21 protein-coding genes and 2 tRNA genes are annotated in these 18,928 nt (G+C 62.8%); 18 read left to right on the forward strand and 5 right to left on the reverse strand.

The window, feature by feature from the left end; genetic code table 11:
• Positions 1–41: 41 nt before the first annotated feature.
• From HMI59_RS10075 to HMI59_RS10095, 5 genes are all read left to right on the forward strand, one after another.
• Entirely contained in the window at positions 42–278 is a 237-nt protein-coding gene (locus HMI59_RS10075) for a hypothetical protein (protein ID WP_021470679.1), read from the forward strand.
• Between the two features lie 55 nt (positions 279–333).
• Positions 334–957: a nicotinate-nucleotide adenylyltransferase gene (gene nadD / locus HMI59_RS10080; protein ID WP_205679774.1), complete on the forward strand. Its 624-nt coding sequence runs from the start codon at positions 334–336 to the stop codon at positions 955–957.
• A gap of 7 nt (positions 958–964) precedes the next feature.
• Positions 965–2,401 (forward strand): hypothetical protein, encoded by a 1,437-nt coding sequence (locus HMI59_RS10085; protein WP_193593549.1) that lies wholly within the window; start codon positions 965–967, stop codon positions 2,399–2,401.
• 60 nt (positions 2,402–2,461) lie between these two features.
• Positions 2,462–2,869, forward strand: coding sequence for a ribosome silencing factor (gene rsfS, locus HMI59_RS10090; RefSeq protein ID WP_062096976.1), 408 nt, complete (start codon positions 2,462–2,464; stop codon positions 2,867–2,869).
• A 113-nt stretch (positions 2,870–2,982) separates the two neighbouring features.
• Positions 2,983–3,058: transfer RNA gene (locus HMI59_RS10095), tRNA-Ala, on the forward strand.
• Between the two features lie 66 nt (positions 3,059–3,124).
• Here HMI59_RS10095 and HMI59_RS10100 read toward each other — a convergent pair.
• Positions 3,125–3,709 (reverse strand): hypothetical protein, encoded by a 585-nt coding sequence (locus HMI59_RS10100; protein WP_227471604.1) that lies wholly within the window; start codon positions 3,707–3,709, stop codon positions 3,125–3,127.
• Positions 3,710–3,925: 216 nt separating this feature from the next.
• Here HMI59_RS10100 and HMI59_RS10105 point away from each other — a divergent pair.
• Positions 3,926–3,998: transfer RNA gene (locus HMI59_RS10105), tRNA-Ala, on the forward strand.
• 69 nt (positions 3,999–4,067) lie between these two features.
• On the opposite strand, the gene HMI59_RS10110 is transcribed toward HMI59_RS10105, so the two are convergent.
• Complete coding sequence (locus tag HMI59_RS10110) at positions 4,068–4,445, reverse strand: cupin domain-containing protein (RefSeq protein WP_031215993.1); 378 nt, start codon at positions 4,443–4,445, stop codon at positions 4,068–4,070.
• A gap of 193 nt (positions 4,446–4,638) precedes the next feature.
• Between HMI59_RS10110 and HMI59_RS10115 the strand changes: the two genes are divergently transcribed.
• Positions 4,639–5,817, forward strand: coding sequence for a class I SAM-dependent methyltransferase (locus HMI59_RS10115; protein WP_227471605.1), 1,179 nt, complete (start codon positions 4,639–4,641; stop codon positions 5,815–5,817).
• A 180-nt stretch (positions 5,818–5,997) separates the two neighbouring features.
• Complete coding sequence (locus HMI59_RS10120; protein WP_227471606.1) at positions 5,998–7,248, forward strand: ROK family transcriptional regulator; 1,251 nt, start codon at positions 5,998–6,000, stop codon at positions 7,246–7,248.
• A gap of 22 nt (positions 7,249–7,270) precedes the next feature.
• On the opposite strand, the gene HMI59_RS10125 is transcribed toward HMI59_RS10120, so the two are convergent.
• Complete coding sequence (locus HMI59_RS10125) at positions 7,271–7,474, reverse strand: hypothetical protein (RefSeq protein ID WP_370583580.1); 204 nt, start codon at positions 7,472–7,474, stop codon at positions 7,271–7,273.
• Between the two features lie 151 nt (positions 7,475–7,625).
• Here HMI59_RS10125 and HMI59_RS10130 point away from each other — a divergent pair, with 151 nt between their 5' ends.
• The 7 genes from HMI59_RS10130 to HMI59_RS10160 all read left to right on the forward strand — a co-directional run bounded on the left by HMI59_RS10130 (position 7,626) and on the right by HMI59_RS10160 (position 13,990).
• Positions 7,626–8,633, forward strand: a complete 1,008-nt coding sequence (locus tag HMI59_RS10130; RefSeq protein WP_193593550.1) for a MoxR family ATPase — start codon at positions 7,626–7,628, stop codon at positions 8,631–8,633.
• A gap of 11 nt (positions 8,634–8,644) precedes the next feature.
• Entirely contained in the window at positions 8,645–9,541 is an 897-nt protein-coding gene (locus HMI59_RS10135) for a DUF58 domain-containing protein (protein ID WP_193593551.1), read from the forward strand.
• On the forward strand, positions 9,531–9,986 hold the full coding sequence (locus HMI59_RS10140) for a hypothetical protein (RefSeq protein WP_071416540.1): 456 nt from the start codon (positions 9,531–9,533) through the stop codon (positions 9,984–9,986). The genes HMI59_RS10135 and HMI59_RS10140 overlap by 11 nt, the downstream gene beginning before the upstream one ends.
• Positions 9,977–10,978 (forward strand): VWA domain-containing protein, encoded by a 1,002-nt coding sequence (locus tag HMI59_RS10145; RefSeq protein ID WP_193593552.1) that lies wholly within the window; start codon positions 9,977–9,979, stop codon positions 10,976–10,978. The genes HMI59_RS10140 and HMI59_RS10145 overlap by 10 nt, the downstream gene beginning before the upstream one ends.
• Positions 10,975–11,913 carry a VWA domain-containing protein gene (locus HMI59_RS10150; RefSeq protein WP_227471607.1) on the forward strand — a complete coding sequence of 313 codons (939 nt, stop codon included), beginning with the start codon at positions 10,975–10,977 and terminating at the stop codon, positions 11,911–11,913. Before HMI59_RS10145 ends, HMI59_RS10150 begins: the two co-directional genes overlap by 4 nt.
• Entirely contained in the window at positions 11,910–12,647 is a 738-nt protein-coding gene (locus HMI59_RS10155) for a hypothetical protein (protein WP_193593554.1), read from the forward strand. The genes HMI59_RS10150 and HMI59_RS10155 overlap by 4 nt, the downstream gene beginning before the upstream one ends.
• A 353-nt stretch (positions 12,648–13,000) precedes the next feature.
• On the forward strand, positions 13,001–13,990 hold the full coding sequence (locus HMI59_RS10160) for a methylenetetrahydrofolate reductase (protein ID WP_193593555.1): 990 nt from the start codon (positions 13,001–13,003) through the stop codon (positions 13,988–13,990).
• A 23-nt stretch (positions 13,991–14,013) separates the two neighbouring features.
• Here the strand turns inward: HMI59_RS10160 and HMI59_RS10165 are convergent, their stop codons facing one another.
• Complete coding sequence (locus HMI59_RS10165; RefSeq protein ID WP_021470664.1) at positions 14,014–14,517, reverse strand: DUF2004 domain-containing protein; 504 nt, start codon at positions 14,515–14,517, stop codon at positions 14,014–14,016.
• 52 nt (positions 14,518–14,569) lie between these two features.
• Complete coding sequence (locus HMI59_RS10170) at positions 14,570–15,535, reverse strand: LysR family transcriptional regulator (RefSeq protein WP_071416545.1); 966 nt, start codon at positions 15,533–15,535, stop codon at positions 14,570–14,572.
• Positions 15,536–15,928: 393 nt separating this feature from the next.
• On the opposite strand from HMI59_RS10170, the gene nrdH reads away from it, so the two are divergent.
• The 3 genes from nrdH to nrdE all read left to right on the forward strand — a co-directional run bounded on the left by nrdH (position 15,929) and on the right by nrdE (position 18,859).
• A complete protein-coding gene (nrdH, locus tag HMI59_RS10175; RefSeq protein WP_031215987.1) occupies positions 15,929–16,174 on the forward strand; it encodes a glutaredoxin-like protein NrdH in 246 nt (81 codons plus the stop codon).
• A 61-nt stretch (positions 16,175–16,235) separates the two neighbouring features.
• A complete protein-coding gene (gene nrdI / locus HMI59_RS10180) occupies positions 16,236–16,706 on the forward strand; it encodes a class Ib ribonucleoside-diphosphate reductase assembly flavoprotein NrdI (RefSeq protein WP_021470661.1) in 471 nt (156 codons plus the stop codon).
• Positions 16,707–16,717: 11 nt separating this feature from the next.
• A complete protein-coding gene (gene nrdE / locus HMI59_RS10185) occupies positions 16,718–18,859 on the forward strand; it encodes a class 1b ribonucleoside-diphosphate reductase subunit alpha (RefSeq protein ID WP_255527675.1) in 2,142 nt (713 codons plus the stop codon).
• Positions 18,860–18,928: the final 69 nt, after the last annotated feature.

Consider the following 18,928-nt stretch of genomic DNA (forward strand, 5'->3'; position numbering starts at 1 on the left):
GCCCGCCGTCGTCATTTCTTGAGAACCAACTAGGGGAGAAGATGCTGTTTCAGCAGATCGCCACGTCCATTGCCGCCCAAACTGAAGGCGGCCACGAGCCCGCTCCGCTCTGGGCCGAGCCGTGGGTCTTCGGGATCGTGATGTTCGCCATCCTGCTTGTCCTCATGTTTGTGACTCTTTCCTACACCAACCTCGGTAACCGCCACGAGGCCGTCGAGGAGCACGCGGACCCGCACCGCCAGCACCCCAACAAGCACACCCACCACGCAGGCCACTAACATCATCGCTGCAACACCGCGCGGGGATTCGGAGCGCAGGCTCCGCTTGGGCGTGATGGGTGGAACGTTTGATCCCATCCATCACGGCCACCTTGTGGCTGCCAGTGAGGTTGCGGCCAAGTTCGCTTTGGACGAAGTCGTGTTCGTGCCTACGGGACAACCGTGGCAGAAGTCGAACAAAGAGGTCAGCAAGCCTGAGCACAGGTACTTGATGACGGTGATCGCCACGGCATCCAATCCCCGCTTCACGGTGAGCCGGGTGGACGTTGACCGGCCCGGTCCGACGTACACCATTGACACCCTCCGCGACCTCCGCGATCAGCGCCCCGATGCCGACCTGTTCTTCATCACCGGCGCGGACGCACTGGCGCAGATCCTGTCCTGGAAAGATGTGGACGAACTGTGGTCCCTGGCGCACTTCGTGGGCGTCACCAGGCCGGGGCACGAGTTGCACAACCTTGGACGGGATGAGGATGTCAGCCTCCTTGAGGTACCTGCCATGGCCATCTCGTCCACCGATTGCCGAAACCGCGTGAACGAGGGCAACCCGGTCTGGTACCTGGTACCTGACGGGGTTGTACAGTACATCGCCAAGTACGGGTTGTACGCACCGCACCCGGACGCAGCAGAGTTGGCACCAGCACTGACCGGATCAGACGACCAAGCACGTACTGAATGAGTTTTTAATGAGCAGCCAGGAACAGCGACCCATCCGCAGCAGGCGCGAACTTCGACGTGCCCGGGAAGAGCAGGCGCAAGCTTCGGCGCCGGCTGTCGGAACTGACGACGCCGGGTCCGCTGCGTCGGCTGAAGCCAAGCAGCAGGCTCAGGCAAAGCCGGCACCAGCCCAGCCCGCTCAAGCGAAGCCTGCCCAAGCCAAGCCTGCCGAAGCCAGTCCTGCCCAGGCCCAGCCAGCTGAAGCGAAGTCCGCCCAGCAGCAACAGGCCAACCGCCCGGCAGGTGTCGCACGGAATCGTCGCGCTGCCGATGCCCCGGTTGATGCCGTCTCGTCGGCCGCGGCCGAACGTTCCTCGCAGATCCGCGCCCGCGACCGTGCAGCGTTGCGCGCCATCAAGGAACTCGCTGACAAGGAAGAACAGCTTTCCGGCGGTGGTCCGCCCACGCGTAGGCAGCTTCGCCTGCAGCAGCTGCAGGCCGAGATGGCGACGTCGGCCAACCCCATTGTTCCGGCCGCGGGTTCCACGTCCGCAGGCGTAGCCAAGGAAGGCGTGAAGGGCATATCGGCCCCTGGCGCCCCGGCCAAGCCGGGCGCTGCCACGTCGGGAACTGCGACGCCGGCCCAGGAAAAGCCAGGCCTTGGAAAGCCAGCGCCTGAAAAGCCCGGATCCGCTCCGGCGTCCGGAAAGCCCAGCCCCGGTGGTGACCGCGCCGATGCCGCATACACGTCGCCGGCCGAGGCGGACATGTCGGTCGAACAGGCCCTCGCCGTCCGCGAGTTGATTGCCGCGCAGGTGCAGAACCAGACGTCCAAACTGGAGCACATCGCCGAACAGGACCCCCTTGCCGTGGATCCTGAGGTTCTGGCGCAGCAGATCGCTTTGGCGGAGCGGGCAGCCGTCCTCAATAAGCGTGCCGCCGCCAAGCAGAAGCTGGCTGAACAGGCACGGCAGGAGAAATCCGGGGACCAGGGCAAAGCTACCGCGGCTAAGCAATCTGCGGCAAAGTCTCCGACCCTCGATTCCGGGCCGTCGACGGCGAACAACCTGGCCATGGTCACCCCTTTGGAATTCGTGAAGGTTCCGGGAGTGGAACGTCCGGTGATGAAGCGGCCGAGTACCACTTTCGTGCCGCTCGTGACCTCTCCCAACCCGACGACCGAAACCAAGCAGGGGCCCGCCCGGAATCCCCGGGGCCGTGCAGGTGTACTGGCCCGCGCGGAGGCTGTGGCGCGGAACGCCCGAAAGCGTACTTCCGTCGTCGAATCCGGGCAGGACGCCGAGCGGGCGCCAGTGTCCGCGAGCACGGCCTATGGGCTTGACCCCCTCGATGCCGGCACCGCAGGTTTGGCCCGTGCGCAGCGCAACAGGTTGTTGCAGTACGGCGTCCTGGCGGCTGGGCTCATTGCCCTGATCGTCGGCATCATCATGATCACCAGCGGCTAGACCCGCTGACAACGGCGTTTGCCACAAATAGCGGCCGTCCGGCCACAACAAGGAGTACCTTTGTCTGCACACGAACAATCCATTACCCTCGCCCGCCACGCTGCGCGCGCCGCGGCCGAGAAGCTGGCCGAGGACATCGTTGCCCTGGACGTCAGTGAGCGCCTGGCACTGACCGATATCTTCCTGATCGCTTCCGCGCCCACGGAACGCCAGGTCAATGCGATCGTTGACGGCATCGAAGAGGAACTGCTGAAGCAGGATCTCCGCCCGGTGCGCCGCGAGGGCCGTTCCGAAGGCCGTTGGGTGCTGCTCGACTACGCGGACATCGTCATCCACGTCCAGCATGCCGAAGACCGCGTGTTCTACGCTTTGGAGCGACTCTGGAAGGATTGCCCTGTGGTTGACCTCGAACTCGGCGACGACGCATCGGCTAAGGCTGCATCGGGCGACGAGTCCGAGCTCAGCTAACGCTTTCACCTCGGAATATGCCCGATTTGGAATTACCGAAAACGCTGTTCTAAGATATTTGAGTTGCTTCGGCCGGAAGAGCTGAAAGGCCTGAAACCGAACAACGCGAATATGGGGCTGTGGCGCAGCTGGTAGCGCACCTGCATGGCATGCAGGGGGTCAGGGGTTCGAGTCCCCTCAGCTCCACCAACAAGATCCTCCCTACCGCCGACTGAGTCCGGGGTAGGGAGGATCTTTGTTTTTTCCCGCTGGATCTTAGGTTCCGGACCAGCGGCGGATGGTCGTGGTCGTGAGACCGGCAAGCACCGCTGTCCACCAGCAGGCCTGGGATACCGTGACTAAAACCAGCAGCCGCAGACGAATCCGGCGGCCGAGGTTTGCAAAGCGCGTTCGCGCCGGCATGGTGCCCAGACGATGCATAGTTGGACCGATAGCCAGTCCGTTCAACATCAGAGCCAGAACACATATCAGTTTGAGGCAGGTGACCGGGTTACCGAGGTCCGGACGGATCAGTGCTCCGGTGAGCAGGAGCAGGGTCATCCCGCCCCAGATTAGTGGCTTTGCCAGAGCCTCCAGCTTGCTGGGTTCATGGATCCGGACCTTGCCTAGGAGCCATAGCAACCCGAGCCAATCCACGACCAGAATGGCACCGAAGGCAAGGGTGAGGGCAACGACGTGCCCGGCAAGGCCAATGTGATAAAGGTCCGGTCCCCAATCGACAAAGTGACCCACTAAGACCGAGTCAAGCCACAAAAAAGTGCAGAGCGTCACCTTCAAGGCAGTGTCCTGATCGGCAGCTCCAAGGATGTCTTTGTTGAGTTGTTCGTCGGTAACGGGCAAGCTATTGTGCTTTCTTCTGTGCAGGCAAGCCGGATACCCACGAGGTACCCCAATAGCTGTGTCGGAACAGGCCGATCGTGACGCAACCGTCGAGCGTCCATGGCGCTGGCTGTTGGTCCTTCTGTCGAAATTCGCTGATTTCGCATCTGCGGAACTTGTATGTAGTATTGACGAGTTGCTTCGGCAGGAAGGGAACTTCCAAGAGGCGATCAGTCCGGGGCTGTGGCGCAGCTGGTAGCGCACCTGCATGGCATGCAGGGGGTCAGGGGTTCGAGTCCCCTCAGCTCCACTTCGGACGAAGGCTCCGCTCATTTGAGCGGAGCCTTTTTCGTTCGTGCCGGATACACAGGACGGTTCGTCACTCCGAGGGGCGGGCGAAGTCGGCTGCGCTGAGGAACTCGATGCCTTGGAACGGCTGGTCGCCTACCACCCGGGCGTTGTGGCCTGGGGGAATGGTGTAGGAATCACCGGCGGAGATACTGATTTTCCCGCCGTCGGTAGTTTCGACGTCCAGCGCCCCGGAGACGCAATACCCAACGTGGCTCATTTGGCAGGTGTCGGTCCCCACCACGGGTTTGATGCATTCGGCCCAGGTCCACCCCGGCTCGAACGTGTATCTTCCGACTGTGTAGTCGCCAACAGTAACGACGTCCACCGTAGTCTTGTCAGGCCGGCGTGATTCGTCGGGCGAGTTGTGGGATTTCACTTGGAGTTGCGTGACAACATTGACACTCATGGCTTGCTCGCAGGGGAGGGGAGCCGTTTTGGTGATGGACCCGGTGCCGGGCTCGCGGGCTGGCCGGGACCAGTGCCCAGTGCTGGGCGATAGTCGGTTGCAGAACCAACCATCCTCCCGCCCGGCGTCGAAGTCGAGGGGCATGGCGCAGGAATTTCCTGGTCAACATGTGCAGGACCAATCATGAAGGAAAGTGGGTAAGGACGTGGCTGTGGCCGACCTCGAGGCACTGTTCAGCAGCCTTGGCAGGTTTCCGGATGTGGAAGCGCCCAACCTCTTGGCGTATGACGCTACTGACAGGCTGTTGTTGGATCACGCTGCTGAGTTCGTGGCCGAGGGGATTGACGTTGCCGTCATTGGCGACCGCTACGGGGCCCTGACCCTGGGTGCAGTGGAGACTCTTGATGCAGTGGCGACTCTCGGCACAGTGGCGGGACCCGGCGTCGGGCACGTCAAAGTCCATCAGGACCTGTACACGGGCAGGGTGGCCCTGGAACGCAACGCCGCTGCGGCCGGACTGGAAGGCCGCTACGAGACCTTCGAGCTTGTTCCCGAACTGTTCGCCGGGGTCGGCCTGGTACTTCTGCAGTTGCCGAAGTCGCTGGGTGAGCTGGAGGAAATCGTCGACGCCGTTGCGCGCCATGCAGCCAAAGATGCGGTCTTGCTCGCAGGCGGAAGGGTCAAGCACATGTCCCTGTCGATGAACGCTGTGCTGGAGAAGTACTTCTCCAGTGTCCAGCCCCAATTGGCGCGCCGGAAGTCGCGGGTGCTCTTGGCTACGGACCCTAAACCCCCGGCAGGACCTGCGCCGTATCCCGTGACGCAGCACCTCCCCGAACTTGGCATAGACGTTTGCGCCCATGGTGCTGCGTTCTCCGGAGCGCGGCTGGACATCGGCACGCGGTACCTCTTGACGTTCCTGGACAAAATGCCGGAAGCGGCGAGGGTGGTGGACCTGGGCTGCGGAACCGGGATCCTTGCCACGATGTACGCCCGGAAGCACCCGGTGGCCCGCGTGCGGGCTACGGACCAGTCGGCCGCAGCAGTGGCCTCGGCGCGGGGAACCGTTGAGGCGAACGCCGTCGGCGGCCAGGTTACGGTCATCCATGACGATGCCATGTCCATCTTCGAACCGGCCAGTGCCGACCTCATCCTCCTTAATCCGCCTTTCCACCTTGGAACGAGCGTCCACGCCGGTGCGGCGTTGAAGATGTTCGAGGCCGCCGCACGGGTTCTCGCCCCCGGTGGGGAGCTGTGGACCGTCTATAACTCCCATCTGCACTACCGCGCGGCCTTGGAGCGGTTGATCGGGGACACGGTGGTGGTGGGCCGCAATCCCAAGTTCACGGTGACCCGCAGCGTGAAGGGGTAGTGCGCCGCGCCCGGCGGTGTCATGAAACACAGGAGTGCGGGGGACGTCACATAGAATTCAATGTCGTCGTACCCCGTTTCCCATTCAGTTCAAGGCGTGCATATCCCTCTGAAGGGGGCTGACGTACGATTCTGACAAACGTCAACATCAATGAGTTGTTTCTCTAGACAAGGGGAATCCGTGACTGAGACCCGGACGCCGGCACCGAGGCGCGGAACGAACCTACCCCGCATGGGTGACTTCAACCTGACGGTCATCCTTGAAGCAATCCGACGCTCCCCGGGCGGGCTCAGCCGCGTGGAACTGGCCAAGGTCGTGGGCCTTTCCCCGCAGACGATCTCCAACATTTCGCGGCGCCTGCTGGACCAGGAACTCATTGTCGAAGCCGGCAAGGAAGGCTCCGGTCCGGGCAAGCCCAGGACCATCCTGCGGCTGAATCCTTCCGGCATGTATGCCGTGGGAGTCCACTTGGACCCCGCGGTCATCACGTTCGTTGTGCTGGATCTTTTGGGCGATGTTGTCCGGCATTCCCGGATGGCCACCCCCGGCGGCGACCCGGCCCTGGTGATTACCGGGATCGCGGAGCAAATCAGGGGCCTCATCGATGAGTCCGGGGTGGATGAGTCCAAGATCGCCGGCTTGGGCGTAGCCGTTCCTGGCCCGATCGATCTCAATGAAGGCTCCGTGGTGGAACCGCCGTTGTTGACCCGCTGGGACAGGGTAAGCATCCGCGAAGCCCTCGCTGAAGCCACAGGCCTGGAAACCCTCGTGGACAAGGATGTCACCAGCGCCGCGGTGGCGGAGACCTGGGCGGGCGGGGTCAGTGGCGCCGGCAGTTTCGTGTTTATGTACATGGGAACCGGCATTGGTTGCGGGCTGGTGCTCAACGACGAAGTTGTCCGCGGCACGTCCGGAAACGCCGGAGAAATAGGCCACATCATCGTGGATCCCGATGGTCCTGAGTGTGACTGCGGACTCCGTGGTTGCGTGAAGTCCTCCTGCATCCCGCAGGTGCTGGTGGCGGAGGCTGAAGCGCAGGGTGTGTTGGATGGGCACGCTGAGGGCGCGGACGCTCCGGCCGTTCAGGAACGCCATGCAATGTTGTGCGACAAAGCCGATGCCGGCGATGAGCGGGCTGTGGCCATCCTGGAGAAGTCGGCGGTGCTGGTGGCCAGGGCCGTTTCCGTGGTGACCAATACCCTCGATGTCGAGCGTGTGGTTTTCGGCGGACCTTTCTGGGGGAGGATGTCCAAGTACTTCCTGGACCGTGTCCCTGCCCTTATTACCGAGAACAGCGCTGCCCGGATGATCCATGGCATTGACGTGGTGGGCTCGGGCGTGGGTGAGGACGTGGGCGCCATTGGAGCGGCGTGCCTGGTCCTCGAGCACACGCTGGCCCCGAGGGCGCAGAGGCTGTTGCTGGAAGGCTGATGCCCACCGCAGCGTCAGGAAACTAGTCGATGTCCTCGACGATTTCGCCGTAGGGGATGGACTCGTCCAAATGGGCCTGGTGCCCGGTTGGGCCGTGGTTGTACGTGATGCGGACCCCGTGCCGTTGGTCGGCGGCTGACTGCAGCAACACGGGACGTACGGCATCAATGACGTGCTGGTTCTGGCTGTCGAGGTACCTCTGGTAAGCGGCTGGTAGCTGATGCATGGCAAAAGGATAGACCTCCGGCGTCCGCATGGGGAGGGGTCCCCATTGCAAGCATTCGAGGCGGCGGCTTGGATAGAGTGGCCAAATATCGGGACCCGTGGCGTTACGCCGGGACCGGTACGGACATTGAATGCCAATGAGGGGACCACGCGTGCTTCAGAACACAGCCATGGCCGGAATCGAAGCACCGGAAATGGCCCGGGCACAGCAACTCGCGGGCAGCATAAGCCGCAGCTTCGACGCCAAGGTAGTGGGCCAGGAACGGCTCCGTGAGACCCTCCTGATCGGACTCATGACGGGCGGCCATGTACTCCTGGAAAGTTTCCCGGGGCTGGCCAAGACCACCGCAGCGCAGGCCTTGGCGGACGCCGTCAGCGCCGATTTCCGAAGGATCCAGTGCACCCCCGACCTCCTGCCGAGCGACATCGCCGGGACCCAGATCTTTGATGCCGCCAAGGGAACCTTCATCACGCAGCTCGGTCCGGTGCACGCCAATATTGTGTTGCTCGACGAAATCAACCGCTCAAGCGCCAAAACCCAGAGTGCCATGTTGGAGGCCATGCAGGAACGGCAGACGTCCATCGGCGGCCAGTCCTACCCCCTTCCGCAGCCCTTCCTGGTACTGGCCACCCAGAACCCGATCGAACAGGAGGGGACCTACAGGCTGCCCGAAGCCCAGATGGACCGCTTCATGCTCAAGGATGTCCTGGACTATCCCTCCCCGGCTGAAGAAGCCGAAATTATCCGGCGGATAGACGCCGGCGTGTTCGACCCCGCAGGCAAACCTCCGGCCGCTGCGTCCCTTGACTCGGTGGTTCAGCTCCAGACGCTGGTGGGCCGCGTCTACATCGACCCCGCGATCGTCCGCTACATCGTCGGGTTGGCGTACGTCACACGCAACGCTTCCCAATACCTTGAACCCAGGCTGGCCCGGCTGGTTGAGTTCGGCGCGAGCCCCCGGGCAAGCATTGCCTTCAGCCAGGCCGCAAGGGCGCTGGCCCTGCTCAAGGGACGTGACCACGTCATTCCCGAGGACGTCAAGCAATTGGCGCACCGGATCCTTCGCCACCGCATTGTCCTGGGCTTCGACGCGGTTGTGGAGGCAGTCTCCGTTGAGACGGTCATCGACGCCGTTCTCGCTGCTGTGCAGACTCCTTAGCGGGCAACAAGGTGCCGAGCCTGCTTCAACGCGTGAAGTCGAAGATGTTCATCTTCGCCCACCGCAAGACCATGACCCTCCTGGACGGAGAATACGGCTCCGTGTTCAAGGGCCGAAGCCTCGACTTCGATGACCTGCGATCCTACGTCCCGGGAGACGAAATCCGGGATATCGACTGGAAGGCAACTGTCCGGCACGGATCACCGCTGGTCAAGCGGTACACGGCCGTGCGCCGGCATTCGGTCCTGCTGCTGGTGGACACAGGCCGGGCCATGGCAGCCGAGGCCGCCTCGGGCGAAACCAAACGGGACATCGTGGTGGATGCGGCCGGCGTGCTGGGATACCTCGCGGTGCGTCACGGTGACGACGTCGGCCTGCTGCACGGCTCATTGGAAGGCACGCACTACGTGCCGCCCAAGAGCGGCGAAGACCAGCTGGAACGCCTCCTCCGCCGGGTGCACGATGCCGTGACCCCGGACGCCCCTGCGAGCGCCATGGCACAACAGCTCGACTACGCACTGAGGTACTTGAAGGGGCGCCTGCTCATTGTGGGGGTGGCTGATGAGTTCATGCCCGATGCGCGTGCCCAGGACCTCCTCCGACGGCTGGCGGCGCGGCATGAGGTTCTGTGGTTCACCGTCAAGGACGCTGTGCTTGCCGTCGAGGGGCCCGCCGCCACGAGCAGGGATGTGGAGGAGGGGTCCACCATCCCCGCCGGCCTCGCCGCGAAACCGGAGGTCAGGGCCGCCTACGCCGCTGCCATGCTCCGGCGGGAGGAGGAGCGCCGGGAGGTCTTCCGACGTCTTGGAATTGCCGAGGAGCAAGCGGGCAGCAGCGGGGAAGTCCTTGCTGCTGTCTTCTCACTGTTGGAACGCCATAAGGCCGGAAGGGGGAGACATGCAGGATGACTCCGGTTTCTACGGGCCGCTCCTCTACCAGGACGTCTGGTTGTGGCTGGGTGTGGTGCTGCTGGTGGTGGTGGCCGCGTGGTACGCCTGGCTGTTCCTGCCCTCCCCACGCAGGGCCGTAACCGCAGCGGCGCCTCCCGATGTGGAGGGGCTGCGGGCATCGTGCCTTGCGGCCATAGACGCCGTGGCAGCCGACGTCGACGCCGGAACCCTCGGTGAGCGCGACGCCCACCAGAGGCTGAGCTTCCTTGTGCGCGATTTCGCATCAGCGGTCACGAAGCAACCGGCCACGCACATGACGCTTGCCGAACTGGAAGGCGGCGGCCTCGCGCCCTTCACCAGGGCGGTTGCAGGCATCTACCCGGCGGAGTTCGCACCAACAACCAGTGCGTCCATCCGTGAATCCGCGGACGCAGCACGCCGGGCGGTGCTGGAATGGAACTGACATTCTGGTGGATGCTGCCGCTGGCCGCAGTTGCCGCGGCAGTGGCCTGGCTGCTGCACCGGCGCCGGCGCGCCGAAAAGGACCGGCCCGTTGCGCACACGGACCGACTCACCGCCCTGCCCGAATACCAGCGGGCACAGCGCCACCACCGGCGCGCACTCACCAGTGCGCTGGTACTGAGCGCCATCTTCCTTGCCGGCGCAGTGACCGCCGCTGCCAGGCCAATACAGCGGACCACCGACCAACCCGAAGTGCGGAACCGCGACATTGTGCTGTGCCTCGATGTCTCCGGATCCATGACCAGCACGGATGCCGCGTTGGTCGGAGTCTTCCAGCGGCTCGCGGAAGAGTTCGACGGCGAGCGCATCGGCATGGTCATTTTCGACAGCAGCAGCGTCCAGCTCTTTCCATTGACCGACGACTACGACTACGCCGTTGAACAACTGGGCGAAGCCCGCAAAGCCTTGGACAGCGGAGCCGGAGCCTTCTTTGACGGCACGTGGAACAGGGGTGGCTCATCATTGATAGGTGACGGGCTGGCCTCGTGCGTCCAAAGCTTCCCCGACGCTGAAGCCGACCCCCGCACCAGCTCCCGGACAGGCGAAGCACAGCGTTCCCGGTCAGTGGTCCTGGCGACCGATAACTTCCTCTCCGGGAACCCCATCTTCACCCTCGAGGAGGCAGCCGCCCTCGCGCAGCAAAAAAACATCAAAGTCCACGCCATCAACCCCGGCGATTTCGACTACGGTGACGACGCCGATCAACCCGGTGCCCGGCTCAGGGCAGCAGCCCAATCCACCGGCGGCGGCTACTACACCCTGGACAGCCCGGAGGCCGTGCCCGGCATCGTTACCAAGGTCCAGGAAACCGACGCCACAAGCTACCGCGCGGCGCCCGTATCCGTCATCACGGACAGCCCCGCCTGGCCCCTCGGCATTGCAGCGCTCGCCGGCGTAGGCCTGCTGGTGCTGGGATGGAGGCACGGGCTATGACCTTTGCCCCCATCGTTCCATGGCCCTACCTCGCAGCCGCGGTGCTCCTCGTCCTCGCATTCGGTACCTGGCTGGTGCTGTCCGGTAAGCAACCCAAGCAACAGGTGCGCTCCACCATCACCCGCACCGCCGCCGTCGTACTCCTGCTCCTTGCTGCTCTCCGCCCGGGGTGGGCCGGGGCAGGAGGCACCACGGCGGCCGCCGACCTGGACGTATTCATCCTGGTGGACACAAGCACCAGCATGGCCGCCGAGGACTACCACGGCAGCGAAACCCGGCTGGCCGGTGCCAAACAGGACGTGGCAAGCATCGCCAAGGAACTGGCCGGAGCCAGGTTCTGCCTCATCACCTTCAACAACCAGGCAACCGTCCGAATGCCACTCAGCCGGGATACCACCGCACTCCAAACCGCCATGGCCACCCTGCAACCCCAAGCGCCCCGATTTGCTGCGGGCAGCAGCATCACCAGCGCAGGCAGGCTGCTCAAGGACAGACTGGCCGCCGCACAGATGCAACAACCCGGAAGGCCCGCCCTGGTCTTCTACGCCGGCGACGGCGAAAACACGTCCGCCACGCCCCCTGAACGGCTGCCCGTAGACGCCGCCGGCATCAACGGGGGAGCGGTACTCGGTTACGGCACCGCCCAGGGCGGGCGCATGAAAGACGTCGACGGCGTTTCCCGGCTGGACGAAGGCGCCCTCAGGAACATCGCCGAGCAGCTCAACCTGCCCTACGCGCACCGCAGCGGGGACGAAGGTACCGGTGAATTGCTCACCAAAGCAGAGCCGGGAGCGCTCGCAGGCACAACGGAAGACGGCCCGGGCAGGGCGGAGCTGTACTGGCTGATGGCCTTCGGGGCATTCCTGCTCCTCCTTCACGAACCCATGCGGCACGCCGCCGCCCTGCGGAGCCTACGCCCGGGGAGGACACAATGACCCGTGACGCCGGCACCCGTGAAGGAAGCCGCCACAATGCCCGACGGCGGAAGAGGCGGCTCGCGCTGTGGTCCGCTGTACCGGCCGTTGCGGCGCTCGCCGTGGCCGCCAAGCTTCTGAGCGTGGGTGTGCTGGGCGGAAGCGCATCCGATGCATTTGCCGCCCGACAGGAGGAGAGCCTGGGCAGGACTTCCGGGTGGTTGCTTTACGCCAACGTGCTCGAACCGCATAAGGCGTATGTCGCATCCGGTGACGCACATGCCATGGCTGGTGACTTCGCTGCGGCGAGGAAGGACTTTGCGTCCGCACTGTCCGCGGATCCCGGAATTGATGAGTGCAAGGTCCGGGTGAACCTTGCCTTGAGCATTGAGAAGTTGGGAGATGCGGCAGCCGAAGCGCAGACGCCGGATGCCGGGGCGCTTTTCGCTGAAGCGCTGGCGGTAGTGCAGGAGTCTCCTCCGGCGTGCCGCCATGAGGGACCGGCCAACGCCGACGGTGAGGGCGACGCTTTGGATTCGGCCGAAGCGCGACTGGTGCGCAAGAAAGCGGGCAGCGGCGCATCGGAGGCGGCTGCGTCTCCTCCGCCCGGGCAGTCGCCGGCTCCTCCGCAACAGGAGCAGCTTCGGAAGCTGCAGGAGTCCGCTGAGCAGGCACAGCGTGAGCGACAGGAGGGCCAGGACCGGGACAGGTACCTCAACGGTCCCGACAATCCGGGTGTGGACAGGCCTTGGTGACCCTTCGGCGAATATAGTTCACGAAGTATCCACGGTAAGGCGTAAAAGTGCGTCTTAATTCGGCGCCCGAGTTGAAGAGAGGGGGCTGCCGTCCTAGAGTCGTCATCAAGTTACCTCGGTAACGTGTCAGCGATCCTCCTTTGGATCCGCCCCGCAAGGGTGGTGAGGAGGGTGTGGGTGCCCCCATGTGGGCCTGACATTTGCACACGGAAAGATTCACTCCAGGAGTAACAGTCGCGGCTGCGGCCTGCTGGGGCCCTTTTCGTGTATCCCAAACTCAATTCACCGATCATCTTCCGACGGCCCGTGTGGTCCATGGGTAGACGTTCGATGACGAACAGCCGAGGACGCAAATGTCGCCACCAAGCCTTACCGACACTCATTCAAACCTTTCCGCAGCAACCGCTCCCGTGGCACTGTCCTACGAACTTTTCCCGCCGCGTTCCCCGAAGGCCGCAGAAACCCTGTGGACCACCATCCGCGAACTGGAAGCCACCGATCCCGACTACGTTTCGGTGACCTACGGTGCCAGCGGTTCCAACCGGGACACCGCCGTCGACCTGATCAACCGGCTGCTGCTTGAAACCACGCTCCGGCCGTTGGCGCACTTGACCTGCGTGGGCAACACCCCGGCCGAGCTGGCCGACATTGTTGCCGAACTTCTTGACCACGGCGTTCGCGGAATCCTCGCTTTGCGGGGGGACCTGCCGCAGGACGGCACGCCTCCGCCCAGCGGTTCGCTCAGGTACGCGCAAGACCTCATTGAGCTCATCCGCCGCGTTGAGCAGCGCCGCACCGCGTTGCTCTGTGCGGGAAAGATCGCCGTGGGGGTTGCTGCCTACCCCGCCAAACATCCCGAGTCGCCCAGCGTTGAACATGATGTTGAAGTACTCCTGGCCAAGCAGCGTTCCGGCGCGGACTTTGCCATCACCCAGGTGTTTTTCCAAGCACACGAGTACTCGAACCTGGTGAGCAGGGCACGGCGGGCAGGGGTAACCATTCCCATCATTCCCGGGGTCATGCCCTTCACGAGCCTCAGGCGCTTGAAGCGCCTTGGTGAGCTGGCCGGCGTCGACCCTTCAGCGCACTTGATGGACCGCTTGGCCGCGGCGGACACCGAAGCCGAGCAACGCCGGATTGGTGTGGCCGCCACGGTGGACCTTGCCAATGCGGCACTGGACGCTGGTGCGCCCGGCATTCACCTGTACACCTTCAACGAGCACGCCCACGCGCTGGACGTCCTGGACAAGCTTGCCTTGCCACGCCCAGCGAGGCCGACGTTCCGTACTCAGCCGGTGTCACGCACCCCTGAGCCGGTCCGCCACGAGGAATTCGCTATCTGACACACCCTTCGCGGTGAGCAGTTTTATTCCCAAAGAATCTCGTCATCCACCACGCCGTCCTCATCCGCGGCCACTACCAGCACTTCATCCGTGAAGTGCGAGCCCAGCGTGAAATCAAGCACGAAATAGCGCTCGGGTTGACCCGGATAGATAGCCACATGGCCCAGTTTCAGGGCTTTGAGGAAAACGTCGTTGGTGAGCTGGGACTTGTCGCGCACGCCGAAGACGGACTCCAACTGCTCTTCCTTGAGCTGGGAGCAGTGGAAGTGGAGGAACTGCTGGGGGTTGGTTCCGTCCTGGTCGAGTTCCTCGGCGATCATTTCCCGGACCTGGTCCACCAGTTCCGGCAGGAACCTCAGGCGGTAGTCCATTTTGCGCAGCGCGGCCTCGTCGAAATGGTCGTGCGCCGTGACATTCAAGTCCAGCCGAAGCGGAGCGCCACTCAGGTCATGTTTGGCCTCAAAGCAGTGGTCCCGCCCGTGGTTGAGCTCTATCTCCCCAAAATATTTGCTCGCTACCTTGCCCATGTGATCAATCTAACCCCGATCAAGCAGAGGGTTCCAGCAACTTGTGGATATTTCACCGACGACGCGGGGAAGCCTTGGCCGGTGCGGATTTCAACGGCGCCAACCCGCTCCTGCCGGTGGTCCCGCGAAGAGTATCGGCGAGGAGCTGGGTGAAGAGTTGCACTTGCGCCGTCCGCTTTTCATTGATCAGCAAAGCGAAAACGTTACGGGCCAGCCGGATGTCCGGGACGTCGAGGACCACGACGCCGGACGGCCGGTTGCGCAGCGCCAGTTCCGGAACCAGCGACGCGCCAAGTCCGGCAGCGGTCATTTCGAGGCTGGCGTGGAAGTCGTCACTGTAGGCCACCACGCGCGGGTGCAGGTTGCAGCTTGCGAACAGGCGCTCAATCACCAGCGCGTCACTTGTTCCGGGGTGGTGCACGATCCACGGCATATCGGAAAGGTGCGCGGCTTCGATGTCGGCGTCCTCGCGGATTTTCCACGAGGCCGGAAGGACTACGCGGAAGTCGTCGTCGCCGATCCATTGGCGTTCCAGCGAATGCGGCCAGGCCAGGCCGGACTGGCCCACTTGATAGACCAAAGCCACGTCCAGCTCGCCGCCGCTCCTGAGACCCTGAATTGTTTGGGCGGGTTCGGCTACTGAGACTTTGAGTTCGATGCCCAGGCCGTTCCAACGTTCGTTGCGGAGGATGTCGGGCAGGACGTAGGTGGCCAGACTGGGAAAAATGCCGAGCCGCAGTTCCTGGGCGGGGGAGTCGTTGGTCCGGGATGCGGCAGCCATCAAGGCTTCGACGTCGGTCAGGACCTTGGAAGCATGGCGGGTCATGGTCAGTGCGGCTTCCGTCGGCACTACGCTGCGGGCTGACCGCTGAAAGAGCTCAACTCCCGTGTCCCGTTCCAGCGCCGCCATCTGCTGGGACACGGCGGAGGCTGTGTAGCCGAGCTGTGCTGCTGCTGCCGCGAACGAACCCAGCCGGGTGACCTCCAAAAGCGTTCGGAGATGGAGAAGGTTGACCATCAGCTGTCCTTTTGCTCGTTCTGCCCCGGCTTTGCTGGGGAGTGCACGCCTGTGGGCACCTCGGACACCGTACTCCCGATGTCTACCGACAGCAAAGCTTGCTGTTGCCCGGACCACAGTTTTCAAAGTGTCACGACACGCCGTGTGGCGGCGACACGCTGGAGATTAAATGTGGCTAAGTACTCCACAGCTTGTGGATTTCATCTCTCACTTCGGCGGAATCCCGGACATTTTGAGGGCCTCTGCCTGTGGACTACCGGTGGATTGAATGACATACTTGTAATACATCATCTTGGGGTCCCGGTGGGGTGCATGCACTACATGTAGTATCGATTTACGGATTGAGCAGGAAGCCAGCCCAAGCAACAGACTTTAACTAAGGGGACAGTGATCATGACCGTTACGGTTTACACGAAGCCGGCCTGTGTTCAGTGCAACGCGACGTACCGTGCGCTCGACAAGAAGGGTATCGCCTACCAGAGCGTCGATATCTCACAGGATGCAGAGGCCCTGGAACGCCTGAAGGCACTGGGTTACATGCAGGCTCCGGTCGTGGTCACCGAACAGGACCACTGGTCCGGATTCCGCCCGGACAAGATCGAGGAACTGGCCCAGTCCGTTTCCTCTTCCGTGGCCTAAAGGTCTTGGACCTACACCACTGCAACACACTAAGAATTCCTATGTAGTCGAGGTGACTCCCATGGCACCGCTGGCAGCGGCAACCGTACGCAAAGCGACGGAAGCTGTCACCACGAGGAGTCACCTCATCTACTTCTCCTCCACTTCGGAAAACACCAAACGCTTTGTTCAAAAGCTGGGCAGGGATGCGGCGCGCATTCCCCTCTACGCCCAGGACGCCCCGCTCGAAGCCCTTGAACCTTTTGTCCTGGTGCTGCCCACGTATGGCGGTACCAACGGCGAGGGGTCTGTGCCCAAGCAGGTCATCAGGTTTTTGAACAACCCGCGGAACAGGGAACTGATCCGCGGTGTTATCGGTGCGGGGAACACCAACTTCGCGGACAACTATTGCGCAGCCGGGGACATCGTCGCCGCCAAATGCAAGGTGCCGCATCTTTACAGGTTTGAACTCATGGGGACGCCGGAAGACGTCATCCGTGTCAACGACGGATTGGAAAAGTTTTGGACACGACTGTCGCAGAAACAGATGTAGCCGGAAGCGCCGTGGAATCGGCCAAGAAGCCACTGCCCGAGGCTTATAAGGGCTTGGGCTACCACGAGCTCAACGCCATGTTGAACCTGTACGGCCCGAACGGAGAGATCCAGTTCGAAGCCGACCGCGAAGCCGCGCACCAGTACTTCCTGCAGCACGTGAACAACAACACCGTGTTCTTCCACGACCTGGAAGAGAAGCTCGATTACCTGGTGAAGAACCAGTACTACGAGCGTGAAACCCTCGACCAGTACACGATGAACTTCATCCGTGACCTCTTCAACCGCGCCTACAAGAAGAAGTTCCGCTTCGAGACCTTCCTTGGCGCCTTCAAGTTCTACACGTCCTACACGTTGAAGACTTTCGACGGCAAGCGCTTCCTTGAGCGCTATGAAGACCGCGTCTGCATGGTTGCCCTGCACCTCGGCCGGGGCAACGAAGAGCTCGCCACGCGCCTGGTGGACGAGATCATCGACGGCCGCTTCCAGCCGGCCACCCCCACATTCCTTAACGCCGGCAAGGCCCAGCGCGGCGAGCTCGTCTCCTGCTTCCTCCTGCGCATCGAGGACAACATGGAGTCGATTGCCCGTGGCATCAACTCCGCATTGCAGCTTTCCAAGCGTGGCGGCGGTGTTGCGCTGTCCCTGACCAACATCCGTGAGCACGGTGCCCCGATCAAGCAGATCGAGAACCAGTCCTCCGGCGTCATCCCCGTGATGAAGCTCCTCGAAGACAGCTTCTCCTACGCTAACCAGCTCGGTGCCCGTCAGGGTGCCGGTGCTGTGTACCTGCACGCGCACCACCCGGACATCTACCGCTTCCTGGACACCAAGCGCGAGAACGCGGATGAGAAGATCCGTATCAAGACCCTGTCCTTGGGTGTCGTGATTCCGGACATCACGTTCGAGCTCGCGAAGAAGAACGAGGACATGTACCTCTTCTCCCCGTACGACGTCGAGCGCGTTTACGGCGTGCCCTTCTCCGATATCTCCGTCACGGAGAAGTACTACGAGATGGTGGACGATTCCCGGATCAAGAAGTCCAAGATCAACGCCCGCGAGTTCTTCCAGACCCTCGCGGAGATCCAGTTCGAGTCCGGCTACCCGTACATCATGTTCGAAGACACCGTGAACCGGGCCAACCCGATCGACGGCAGGATCACCATGAGCAACCTCTGCTCCGAGATCCTGCAGGTTTCCACCCCGTCCATCTACGGCGAGGACCTCAGCTACGAGACTGTTGGCAAGGACATTTCCTGCAACCTCGGTTCCATGAACATCGCCAAGACCATGGATTCCCCGGACTTCGGCCTCTCCATCGAGACCTCCATCCGTGCACTGAGTGCCGTGTCCGACATGTCCTACATCAACTCCGTGCCGTCCATCGCCCAGGGCAATGCACAGAGCCACGCGATCGGCCTCGGCCAGATGAACCTGCACGGTTACCTTGCCCGCGAGCGGGTCCACTACGGCTCCGAAGAGGGCCTGGATTTCACCAACATCTACTTCTACACGGTGCTGTTCCACGCCCTCCGTGCTTCCAACAAGCTGGCCATCGAGACCGGCCAGACGTTCGGCGGCTTCGAGAAGTCCAAGTACGCTTCCGGTGAATTCTTCGACAAGTACACGGAGCAGGAATGGGTTCCGGCTACCGAGCGCGTCCGCGAACTCTTCGCCGGCCACCACATCCCCACCCAGGACGACTGGCGCGAGCTCAAGGCCTCGGTCATGGAGCACGGCATCTACAACCAGAACCTCCAGGCAGTTCCGCCTACCGGTTCCATCAGCTACATCAACAACTCCACGTCCTCCATCCACCCGGTGGCCGCCAAGATCGAAATCCGCAAGGAAGGCAAGATCGGCCGCGTTTACTACCCGGCTCCGTACCTGACCAACGACAACCTGGAGTACTACCAGGATGCGTACGAGATCGGCTACGAGAAGATCATCGACACATACGCCGCTGCCACGCAGCACGTGGACCAGGGCCTGTCCCTGACGCTGTTCTTCAAGGACACCGCCACCACGCGTGACATCAACAAGGCGCAGATCTACGCATGGCGCAAGGGCATCAAAACCCTCTACTACATCCGTCTCCGCCAGCTCGCGCTGGAAGGGACTGAGGTGGAGGGCTGCGTTTCGTGCATGCTTTAGTTGAATATTCAACTAAGTAGCGCGAAGCTAAGACACCGAACTTGACGCTTAAAAGAATTGAGGGGCCGT

Source organism: Paenarthrobacter sp. YJN-5, assembly GCF_015040095.1.
Taxonomy (GTDB): Bacteria; Actinomycetota; Actinomycetes; order Actinomycetales; family Micrococcaceae; genus Arthrobacter; species Arthrobacter ureafaciens.

Excerpts from the sequence above, each read along its gene's own strand:
- HMI59_RS10155 (WP_193593554.1), top strand. The coding sequence starts at position 11,910 with ATGACCCGTGACGCCGGCACCCGTGAAGGAAGCCGCCACAATGCCCGA.
- HMI59_RS10145 (WP_193593552.1), top strand. The coding sequence starts at position 9,977 with ATGGAACTGACATTCTGGTGGATGCTGCCGCTGGCCGCAGTTGCCGCG.
- HMI59_RS10085 (WP_193593549.1), top strand. The coding sequence starts at position 965 with ATGAGCAGCCAGGAACAGCGACCCATCCGCAGCAGGCGCGAACTTCGA.
- nrdI (WP_021470661.1), top strand. The coding sequence starts at position 16,236 with ATGGCACCGCTGGCAGCGGCAACCGTACGCAAAGCGACGGAAGCTGTC.
- HMI59_RS10160 (WP_193593555.1), top strand. The coding sequence starts at position 13,001 with ATGTCGCCACCAAGCCTTACCGACACTCATTCAAACCTTTCCGCAGCA.
- HMI59_RS10075 (WP_021470679.1), top strand. The coding sequence starts at position 42 with ATGCTGTTTCAGCAGATCGCCACGTCCATTGCCGCCCAAACTGAAGGC.
- HMI59_RS10110 (WP_031215993.1), bottom strand. The coding sequence starts at position 4,445 with ATGAGTGTCAATGTTGTCACGCAACTCCAAGTGAAATCCCACAACTCG.
- HMI59_RS10165 (WP_021470664.1), bottom strand. The coding sequence starts at position 14,517 with ATGGGCAAGGTAGCGAGCAAATATTTTGGGGAGATAGAGCTCAACCAC.
- HMI59_RS10125 (WP_370583580.1), bottom strand. The coding sequence starts at position 7,474 with ATGCATCAGCTACCAGCCGCTTACCAGAGGTACCTCGACAGCCAGAAC.
- nadD (WP_205679774.1), top strand. The coding sequence starts at position 334 with ATGGGTGGAACGTTTGATCCCATCCATCACGGCCACCTTGTGGCTGCC.
- nrdH (WP_031215987.1), top strand. The coding sequence starts at position 15,929 with ATGACCGTTACGGTTTACACGAAGCCGGCCTGTGTTCAGTGCAACGCG.
- HMI59_RS10140 (WP_071416540.1), top strand. The coding sequence starts at position 9,531 with ATGCAGGATGACTCCGGTTTCTACGGGCCGCTCCTCTACCAGGACGTC.
- HMI59_RS10170 (WP_071416545.1), bottom strand. The coding sequence starts at position 15,535 with ATGGTCAACCTTCTCCATCTCCGAACGCTTTTGGAGGTCACCCGGCTG.
- HMI59_RS10150 (WP_227471607.1), top strand. The coding sequence starts at position 10,975 with ATGACCTTTGCCCCCATCGTTCCATGGCCCTACCTCGCAGCCGCGGTG.